Below are 9,729 nucleotides of genomic sequence, written 5' to 3' on the forward strand. Positions count from 1 at the left end.
TTTTCGCTGATTCGGCGGAGGTTGCGGTGGAATAATCGCAAATCACAATTGCAGGCGGTGATGATGGCTGATCCACGGGTGAGCGTGCTGGGGCCGATTCAACTTTCGCTGGATGACGCTCCGATCGGCCTCGGGGCCACCATGTTGCGCGCGGTGCTCGCCCGGCTGGTGGTGGCCGGTGGACGGGCGGTGAGCGTCGACCGATTCATCGAGGATCTCTGGGAGGGACAGCCGCCCGCCTCCGCGGTCTCGGTGCTCCAGGTGCATATTCACAATCTGCGCCGGGCCATGGAACCCGATCGGCCGCGACGCGCGCAGGCGCAATTCATCGTGTCCGAATCATCCGGTTACGCACTCAAACTCGCACCCGAAGCGGTCGACGCCTGGCAGTTCGAGACCCTGCTTCGGCGCTATGAGCAACAGTTGCGCGCACCGGTCGGCCCGCTCGATCTCATGGAGCGGCGACGCGCGCTCGATGCCGTCCTGGCCTGCTGGAAGGGCGAGCCGTTCGAGGCGCTCACCAATTACGCCTGGGCCGCACAGGAAGCCGCCCGGCTCTCCGACCTGCGACTCACCGCCGCCGAACTGCGCGCCCAGGTCGAGCTCGAATTGAATCGGCCCACCGAGGTCGCCATCGAATTACGCTCGGTCTTCGACGAACATCCCGAACGCGAGGAGTGCGCGCGCCTGCTCGCCACCGCGCAATACCGGATCGGGCAGCAGGCACAGGCGCTGACCACACTGCGCCGATCTCGCGAATACCTCGGCGAGGAATACGGCATCGACCCGAGCCCGGCGCTGCAGGCACTCGAGGCGGCCATCCTCGGTCATTCCGAATCACTCACCACCGCCACCCCGCCCATTCCGGCGATCGAGCACCGGACACCGGATTCCGGACAGCACAATGGCTATGACCGGGAGCGCGCCACCGTGGCGCGGGTGGCCGACGAATCCCGGCGGGGACGTACGCAATTGGTCTGGGTGTCCGGGGAGGCCGGGGCGGGCAAGACCACGCTCACCGAATCCGTGCTCGACGATTTCGCGGCGCAGGGCTGGACCACCATTCGCGGCGGGTGCCCGGAAGTGGATGGCGCGCCACCGGCCTGGGCCTGGGCCGAGATCCGATCCGAACTCGACGGCAGCGCACCCGACCATCTGGCCACCGCCGACCCGTTCGGCATCGCCCGCACGGTGGTCGGATTGTGTAAGGAGCGCACGGCCGTCGGGCCGCTGATGATCCTGCTGGAGGATGCCCATCGCGCCGATATCGCCACCCTGCAGGTGCTGCGGCAGGTGGTGAACTGGCTACGCCGCGAACCGGTCCTGTTCGTGATCACGCTGCGCGGCTCCGAGGCCGACGACGGCCTGCACGCCACCGTCGCCGCGCTCGCGCACTCCACCGCCGAATGGCTGGAGCTGACCGGATTGGATCTGGCGGCCACCCGCGCGGCGGCCCGGGCCGCCGCATTGGACCTGTCCGACGACGAACTGGAACTGCTGCACCGGCGCACCGGCGGCAATCCGCTCTTCATCCGGGAGACCGCGAAACTGCTTGCCGCACCGGGCGCGCTGGCTTCCGATGTGCCCGATTCCATTCGGGAGCTGATCAATCACCGGCTGCAACGCCTGCCCCCGGCGGTGACCACCGCGCTGCAACACCTGGCCATCTGGGGCGAGGGCGTGGATCTGCGCATTCTCAGTCTCGCCGCCGGGGTCGCCGAGGACGAGCTGATCGACCTCATCGCGCCGACCGAGGCGGCCGGGCTGGTCCGCACCGACCGCACCGGGCGGATCACCTTCGACCACGCCCTCATCCACGACACCGTGTACGCCGGAATTCCGACCTTGCGCCGCTGCCGGATGCATTGGGCGGCATTGGAACTGTTGCGCGAGCACGAGGACGACTTCCCGGGCCTGAGCCGGGACCCGGAGATGCTGGCCCACCACGCCACCTTGGGTGCGCGATCCGACACTGCCGCGCGGGCTGTGGAATACGTGCTGGCAGCGGCCCAGCGCTGCATCGAACGCCGGATGATCGCCGACACCGCGCGACTCTGGAAATCCGCCATCGAACTCTATGAATTGGCCGGGTACACGGGCGAACACGCGCCGCGTGCGGGGCGGATCGCACTGCTCGAGGCGCACTGCGCTCTCGTCAATGCCTTTGCGTACCAGGCTTCCTGGCTCGATGCGTTCACAGCCCGCGATCGCGCGGTCGCCTTGGCGCGGGAGCTCGGCGGTACGGAGCAGCTGGTTCGGGCGCTCACCTCGTGGCGGGCACCGAGTGCATATCCGGTGCTGTGGTGGCCCGATCCCGAACAGCGCCTCGTGAACATGGTCTGCACCTGCCTCGAATCCGATGTCTCTGCGCCCGATCGGGTCCGGCTGCTCATCACCGCGGCGCGTGAAAGCTCTGGCTACTACCAGGATTCCGGGCGAAGCCGTCGCTTTGCCCTGAAGGCTCTAGGACTGGCACGCACCCTCGGCGACCCGGAATTGCTGTGCGCCGCACTCGATGCCACTGTCATGATTCGGATGGCCGCCGCCGAGGACATCGGACTGGTCCACGAGATGCTCGAGGTCGCCGAGCGCGCGGGCCTCGGCGACTACCGGACGCTAGGGCACTACGCCCTGCTCCGCTGCGCCCTCGGTGTGGCCGATCTGCGGGAGGCGTACCGCCAGGCCGAGTTCGCGCTCACCGACGTCACCGATGCCAACCTGCCGGCGGTGCTCATCGCCTTGGGCATTCTCCCCGCCACCATGGCTCTGCTGCGCGGCGATCTCAGTGCGGCGGAACGGATCTACGCCGAGTTCGATGAAGAGTTGGCACGACACGGCTTCGTCGAGCACGTCGCGGTGCGCGCCATACCTGCCCTGGCTCTCGGCTGGGCTCGGGGCGACCTGGCGCCACTGGCGGACCGCATGCGCGCCATGTACGCGGCGGCTCCCGGATTCGCTGCACCATTCCTCGGAATGACCCTGCTGGCCACCGGTGATTTCGAGCGGGCGCAGGAGCTGTACGCGGAGTCCGTCGCCATTCGCCCCGAGCTGTACCCGGCGGCGGAATACGCGTGCCGCGCCTATCTCGCGCTCGGGCTCGGCATGCTGGACGATCTGGAATCGCTGTACCGCACCCTGCTGCCCTATGCCGGAACCATTGTGGGACTGGAGGGTACGGGCGTCGCGTTCGAGACGATGGACTCCCTGCTGGCCATGCTGGCCGGGATGATGGGCGACTCGGAACGATCGCTCGCCCACCACGCCGCATCCGAGCAGCTCATGGACCGCATCCGTGCCGACCTCGAAGATCTCGAACTGCCGCGGCTCGGGCTCGTGCGGCAACGTGACCGAACCCCGGCCCGTGTCGTCGGCAGCCGTCGCTGACGCGAGGCGGACCGCCGCGACCGGGTGCCCCTCGTCTGCGCGGGATACCAGGTGCACCGCGGTGGGGTGCTGCACCCGGGAATTGGGTGATTCCGGACCGATCGACGTATTCCGAACACGATTTCGAGCACTACCTCTAACGTTGGCACATGCAGTTCCTGCACTCCAAGCGTCGGTGTGGGACACGGTCCAACCCTCGTCACCTAGTGGCCGGGGGTAGCCGTGACACACGTACACCGCTTACTGGCTACCCAAAGCAGACAGTCCGAGGTCTACGTAGACGCTGTTGCAGCGCATGGCGAAACCACAAGTGAGTGTGCTGGGGCCGATCGGGCTCTCCGTCGACGAGAGCCCGATCAGCCTCGGGGCTTCCATGCTGCGCGCGGTGCTCGCCAGGCTGGTGGTGGCCGGTGGCAGGGCGGTAACCACCGATCGGCTGATCGAGGACATTTGGGAGGGGCAGCCGCCCGCCTCGGCCGCCTCCGTCCTGCAGGTGCACATCCATAATCTGCGCCGGGCCATGGAACCCGATCGGCCGCGACGTGCCCAGGCACAGGTGATCGTGTCCGAATCATCCGGTTACGCACTCAAACTCGCGTCCGAAGCGGTCGACGCCTGGCAGTTCGAGGCGCTGCTGCTGCGCTATGAACAGCAATTGCGCGATCCGGCCGATCCCCTCGATCTCATGGAGCGGCGGCGTGCGCTCGATGCCGTGCTGGCCTGCTGGAAGGGAGAACCGTTCGAGGCGCTGACCAACTACGCCTGGGCGGCACGGGAGGCCGCGCGGCTCACCGATCTCCGGCTCACCGCCGCCGAATTGCGCGCGCAAGTCGAGCTGGAGCTGAATCGGCCGACCGAGGTCGCCATCGAATTGCGGTCCATCTTCGACGAACATCCCGAACGCGAGGAATGCGCGCGCCTGCTCGCCACCGCGCAGTACCGGACGGGTCAGCAGGCGCAGGCGCTGGCCACGCTGCGCCGGTCCCGCGAATACCTCGGCGAGGAGTTCGGCATCGACCCGAGCCCGGCACTGCGCGAACTGGAGACCGCGATTCTCAGTCATTCGGCGGCGCTCGCGGCCACGGCCGAACCGGCGACCCCGGCCGTGGTGCCCCATTCGGCTCGGCCCCCAGCGCTTTTCGCGGGCTACACCCATGAGCGCGCCACCCTGCTGGAAGTGGCCGATGCCTGTCGCTCCGGGCGGCTCCAGCTGGTCTGGGTGGCGGGTCCGGCCGGGGTCGGCAAGACGACGCTGGTGGATTCGGTGCTCGACGGACTCGCCCTCGAGGGCTGGACGGTGCTGCGCGGCTGCTGCCCCGAGGTGGACGGTGCGCCACCGGCGTGGGCCTGGTCGGAAATCCTGCTGGAACTGGATTCCCATGCGCCGCCCGCACTGGTCACCGGCGGCGATGCCTTCACTCTCGCGCGCACCGTGGTCGAACACTGCAAGCGCCGGGCGACACCGGTGGCGGTGCTGCTCGAGGATGTGCACCGCACGGACAATGCCACCCTGCAGGTATTGCGCCAGGTGGTGAACTGGCTGCGCAATCAGCCGGTGCTCATCATGATCACGCTGCGCGGCTCCAAGGCCGAACCGGGTCTGCACGCCACCGCCGGGGCACTCGCGCATTCCACGGCCTCCTGGCTGGAATTGACCGGGCTCGATCTCGACGCCACCCGGGCGGCGGCCCGGTCCGGTGGTCTCGGACAGCTCTCCGAGGACCGGTTGCACCAGCTGTACGAGCGCACCGGAGGCAATCCACTCTTCATCCGGGAAATGGCGAAACTGGTTGCCGCGCAGGGCTCGATCGATGCCATCGACCATGTGCCCGACTCCATCCGGGAACTGATCAATCACCGGATCGAGGGCCTGCCCGGCGAGGTGGTCGCGGCGCTGCAACAGCTGGCCATCTGGCGCGACGGCGTGGATCTGCGCATTCTCAGCCTGGCCGCGGAAATCTCGGAGGACGGGCTGATCGACCTGATCGCCACCGCCGAGGCGCACGGCCTGGTCCGCACCGACCGCACCGGGCGAATCACCTTCGACCACGCGCTGATTCACGAAACGGTCTACCTGAGCATCCCGGTGCTGCGCCGGGTGCGAATGCATTGGGCCGCGGTGGAACTGCTGGAAAAGCATGGCGAGGACTTCCCCGGCCTGGCTCGCGATCCGGATCTCCTGGCACACAACGCAATTCTCGGCGCGCGACCCGACACCGCCGGGCAGGCACTCGAATATGTGCTCACCGCCGCTCGGCGAAGCGCCGAACGCGGGATGCGCGCGGACACCGCGCGGCTGTGGCAGTCGGCCATCGAACTGCACGAACTCGCCGGGCACGACGCCGAACACGCCGAGCACGCCGACCGCCTCGCCCTCTTCGAGGCACACTGCGAGCTGGTCAATGCCCGCGCCTACCAGGGGCGATTGCTCGATGCGCGGCACGCCCGCGATCGAGCCATCGTCCTGGCCCGGGAGCTGGGCGGGACCGAACTGCTGGTCCGGGCGCTCACCTGCTGGCGCGGGCCGGTCGGCTGGTCGGTGCGCAGCTCGTTCGAGCGCGATCGGCACATCATGGATCTGGTCGAAGGCTGCCTGAGCGAAGAGCTTCCGGTGGAATCGCGAATCCGGCTGCTCGCCGCCGCGGTCTTCGAATTCCCCTCGGACCCCGACGGTTTGGCGCTCGGTCATCGCTTCGCCGACCAAGCGATGGCGTTGGCGAGCGGTGTCGATGATCCCGAATTGCGGTGTGTCGCACTCAATGCCGCCGCCTTCATTCGCGAGGATCGCCGACCCGATCCGCACCTCGCCGACGAGTGCCGCGCAGTGATCGAGCGGTTCACCTCGAACGAGTATCGGTCGACCGTGCATCTGATCCTGTGTCGCAGCGCGCTGGACGACAGTGATCTGCCCGCCGCCATCGAACAGGCCCGCCTGGCCATCGACTCCGCCACCGACGCGCAATTGCCGCATCTGCTCAGCCTGGCCCAGGTATTCACCATCGCGGCTCCCGTGCTGTTCGGCGATCTGGCCGCGGCCGAGCGCATCTACGAGCAGATCTACGCCCGGTCGGCACCCACCGCATTCGCCGACGACCAGATCACCGGACGTCTGACCCTCTCCTGGGCGCGGGGTGATCTCTCCGGTCTGGTGGAACCGCTGGGCCACATGTACCGCGACCGCCCGGAGCTGATCGCGCAGCCGTACGCGCTCGCGCTCCTGCACGCCGGGGACCGCGTCCACGCCCGGCAGGTCTTCAATCGCTGCACGCCGGTGAATCCGCACTTCTTCGAGATCACCATGACGGTCTTCCGGGCCGCGGCCGCCATCGAATTGGGCGACCTGCACGAAATGCACCGGCTCTACCGCAAGCTCGCCCCGCATACCGGGACCATCGCCGGACTGGACACCGGCCTGCTCACCCTCGGCCCCATGGATACGATCCTCGCCGGACTTGCCGACGGGTACGGGGACGCCCGGCAGGCGGCGATCCATCGAGCCCGCGCCGACGAACTCCTGCAGCGGTTGCGCACCGAACTCGCCACACTTCAGCACACAGAAAGAATGCGTATCAACTTAGAGACGCCTATCTGATCTAAACAGCGCTTCCTCTATAAGAATTCGCATTAACATAGCCGCCAGTTGGAAGACCACCGGCGGGCGTTCGCCGCGGCCGTCGGTCGGAGCGCGGGAGGCTATGCATGCCCAGGCAATCACGACGACAGTTCATTCGGAACGCAGCCACAGCGGGGGGCCTGGCGGCAGCGGCCACGCTCGCACCCACCGGCGGACGGGCGTTCGCACAACCGGGGCGCAGCGTCGCGGTGTTCGGAGCCGGACCGGCCGGACTCACCGCGGCGCACGAACTGGCCGAAAGAGGTTTCTCCGTCACGGTTTTCGAGAAACTGGCCGACTTCGGCGGGAAGACGCGCAGTATCTACTCCCCCGGCGATCTGCCCGGTGAGCACGGGTTCCGGAGCTTCTTCGGCTTCTACCATAATCTTCCGGATACGCTGCGGCGCATACCATTTCCTGGCAATGCCCACGGGGTATGGGACAACCTCACGCGCCTCAATGCCGCCATGATCGCGGGCATGAACCGGCACAATCTCACTGTCCCGCTACCGTTTCCGCTGCCCTTCAGCCAGTTCCCGATGACACCGAAGGGGTTCATCGACTCGGTGGCGTCGGTGTTCGAGACGCTCTTCCGACTCCCGCTGTACGAAGCGGTGTTCGCCGCGGAACGGCTCGCCGTCTACGTATCCAGTTGCGGGGAGCGCAAACTCGGCCAGTGGGAGCGCATGACCTGGACCGACTTCGCCCGCCTCGACGGTTCCTCCGCCGAATACAACCGCTTCCTCGGCGACGGCTTCATCCGGGAACTGGTGGCCACCAAATCCGCCAATTGCAGCGCGCATTCGATCGGCCTGGTGGGTGAGGAGTACGTGTGGTCGCTGCTCAACCTGAACAATGACACCGACAATAAGGGCAATGACCGTGTACTCAACGGTCCTACCAGCGAAGTCTGGATCAATCCGTGGATCGACTACCTACGTTCGATCGGCGTCACCTTCAATCAAGGATACCGGCTGACCGGGTTCGGCACCGACGGCGCGCACATCACGGGAGCCACGGTGACCGATGCGAGCGGAGCCCGGCACGCCGTCGAGGCCGATCATTACATTGCCGCCATTCCGCTCGACAAGATCCCGGCCGTGCTCTCCGATGACCTCAGCGCGGCCGACCCGTCCCTGGACCGCATTCGAAACCTCCAGTCCGCCTGGATGGTCGGCATTCAATTCTTCCTGCGGCAGCGGGCGGACCTGACCAATGGACACGTCGGCTATAACGACGCCCCCTGGGGACTGACCTCCATCAGCGAAGCCCAGTTCTGGCGGCGGCCGGTATCGAGCTACGGCGATGGCGGTGCGCAGGAGGTGTTATCGGCCATCATCTCCGAGTGGGAGGAGCCAGGGACCTTCAATGGCAAGACGGCCATGGTGTGCACCCCCGACGAGCTGGCCCGCGAAACCTGGGCGCAGATCAAGGCGCACGTGGATGACGACGGGGAAACCCAGCTCACCGACGATATGGTGCATTCCTGGATGATCGATCCGGGCCTCACCGGCGCGGGTACTCCCGATATCGCTTACGACGACGCCATTTTCATTCAGAATCCGGGTTCCTGGGACGATCGCCCGAATGCCTGGACCGCCGTCGACAATCTGTTCCTGGCCGGGGACTGGATCAAGACCCAGATGAATGTGGCCTGTATGGAAGGCGCGAACGAGGGCGGGCGGCTGGCCGCCAATGCGGTCCTACACGCCGCGGGCTCGGGGCAATCCGAGGCGCAGATAACTCCGCGTTTCACCATGCCGCTGTGGGAGCCGCTCAAACTCGTGGACCGCGAACTGTACAAGGCGGGGCAGCCCAATCTGTTCGACGTGATCGATCGGCGCTACCCGATCCGCTGATCACGGCCTTGCTGCCATACTCGAAATGCCTGGACGCCGCGGCGTGCCGGTCCGGCTGTGGAAGGTGTGGACGGCACGCCGCGGCGCGTATTCAGGTGGATTGTGGGGCCGCTGAGGCTATTCAAGGCCTCGGCGGTCTCACGTCTTCGCCTCCGCTATTTCGGCGGGAAGGTGTAGGAGGAACCGGTTCCCAGCATTTTGGCCAGCATCGCGAAGAGGCTGTCGACCGCGCTGCCACTGAACATCGGCGGTTCCTAGGCGGCGGGGGGCTGGGTGACGGAGGTCGACGAACCCGAGCTCACCAGGTGGGCGAAGGCCATCAGCAGGTCTGTGAAACCGCTACCACTCAACATTGTGTTTCCTTTCGATGGAAGTTCGAAGCACTACTTCGAGCGACGGCCCTTGGGCTTGTGGCTCTTCGGGTTGTAGGACGCGGTGGAGCCGCTGCTCAGGAACTTGAACACCGTGCTCAGGATCGCGCCGATGTCGACTCCGCCGGTGGGATCGGGAGTAGGTGTGGTCATTTCTTTTCCTTTCCTAAAACGCGGAACTGTTGTACCGCAGGCTTATTCGACTTCAGCCGCCATGGCTTCGGCCAAGGATTTGGGACGCATATCCGTCCAGTGGGATTCGACATAGTCCAGGCAGGCCTGGCGCAGGGCCGGGCCGTGCGCGATGGTCCAGCCGCCCGGGATGGCCGCGAAGACCGGCCACAGCGAATGCTGGGCCTCCTCGTTGACCAGGACGTAGAACTGAGCGTCTTCATCGTCGAAGGGATTGCTCATTCCGGATTCCTTTCTCAGCAGGGATTTCGAGTTCGCGCGAGCTGAGGGCCCCTCGAGGGGGGAGGGGCCCTCAGCCATGGAGCGGCGA

General features: G+C 66.6%; 5 protein-coding genes. 3 read left to right on the forward strand and 2 right to left on the reverse strand.

The features are described 5' to 3' along the window. The first annotated feature begins 63 nt into the window (after positions 1-63). The 3 genes from AB0N05_RS03475 (at position 64) to AB0N05_RS03485 (ending at position 8,856) form a co-directional block, all read left to right on the forward strand. Complete coding sequence (locus AB0N05_RS03475) at positions 64-3,384, forward strand: BTAD domain-containing putative transcriptional regulator (RefSeq protein WP_364687027.1); 3,321 nt, start codon at positions 64-66, stop codon at positions 3,382-3,384. Positions 3,385-3,679: 295 nt separating this feature from the next. Then, positions 3,680-6,976, forward strand: coding sequence for a BTAD domain-containing putative transcriptional regulator (locus tag AB0N05_RS03480; RefSeq protein WP_364687029.1), 3,297 nt, complete (start codon positions 3,680-3,682; stop codon positions 6,974-6,976). Positions 6,977-7,083: 107 nt separating this feature from the next. Beyond that, a complete protein-coding gene (locus AB0N05_RS03485; protein ID WP_364687031.1) occupies positions 7,084-8,856 on the forward strand; it encodes an FAD-dependent oxidoreductase in 1,773 nt (590 codons plus the stop codon). Between the two features lie 383 nt (positions 8,857-9,239). On the opposite strand, the gene AB0N05_RS03490 is transcribed toward AB0N05_RS03485, so the two are convergent. Both AB0N05_RS03490 and AB0N05_RS03495 read right to left on the reverse strand, forming a co-directional pair. Continuing rightward, positions 9,240-9,380, reverse strand: a complete 141-nt coding sequence (locus AB0N05_RS03490) for a hypothetical protein (protein WP_364687033.1) — start codon at positions 9,378-9,380, stop codon at positions 9,240-9,242. A gap of 42 nt (positions 9,381-9,422) precedes the next feature. Next, the gene (locus tag AB0N05_RS03495) at positions 9,423-9,641 is read right to left on the reverse strand and encodes an MbtH family protein (RefSeq protein ID WP_364687035.1); all 219 of its coding nucleotides are present in this window, start codon (positions 9,639-9,641) and stop codon (positions 9,423-9,425) included. Positions 9,642-9,729: the final 88 nt, after the last annotated feature.

Source organism: Nocardia sp. NPDC051030 (assembly GCF_040683015.1).
GTDB lineage: Bacteria > Actinomycetota > Actinomycetes > Mycobacteriales > Mycobacteriaceae > Nocardia.

Bases quoted from the DNA above. Each gene is read 5' to 3' on its own strand.
- AB0N05_RS03485 (WP_364687031.1), top strand. From the start codon at position 7,084: ATGCCCAGGCAATCACGACGACAGTTCATTCGGAACGCAGCCACAGCG.
- AB0N05_RS03495 (WP_364687035.1), bottom strand. From the start codon at position 9,641: ATGAGCAATCCCTTCGACGATGAAGACGCTCAGTTCTACGTCCTGGTC.
- AB0N05_RS03475 (WP_364687027.1), top strand. From the start codon at position 64: ATGGCTGATCCACGGGTGAGCGTGCTGGGGCCGATTCAACTTTCGCTG.
- AB0N05_RS03490 (WP_364687033.1), bottom strand. From the start codon at position 9,380: ATGACCACACCTACTCCCGATCCCACCGGCGGAGTCGACATCGGCGCG.
- AB0N05_RS03480 (WP_364687029.1), top strand. From the start codon at position 3,680: ATGGCGAAACCACAAGTGAGTGTGCTGGGGCCGATCGGGCTCTCCGTC.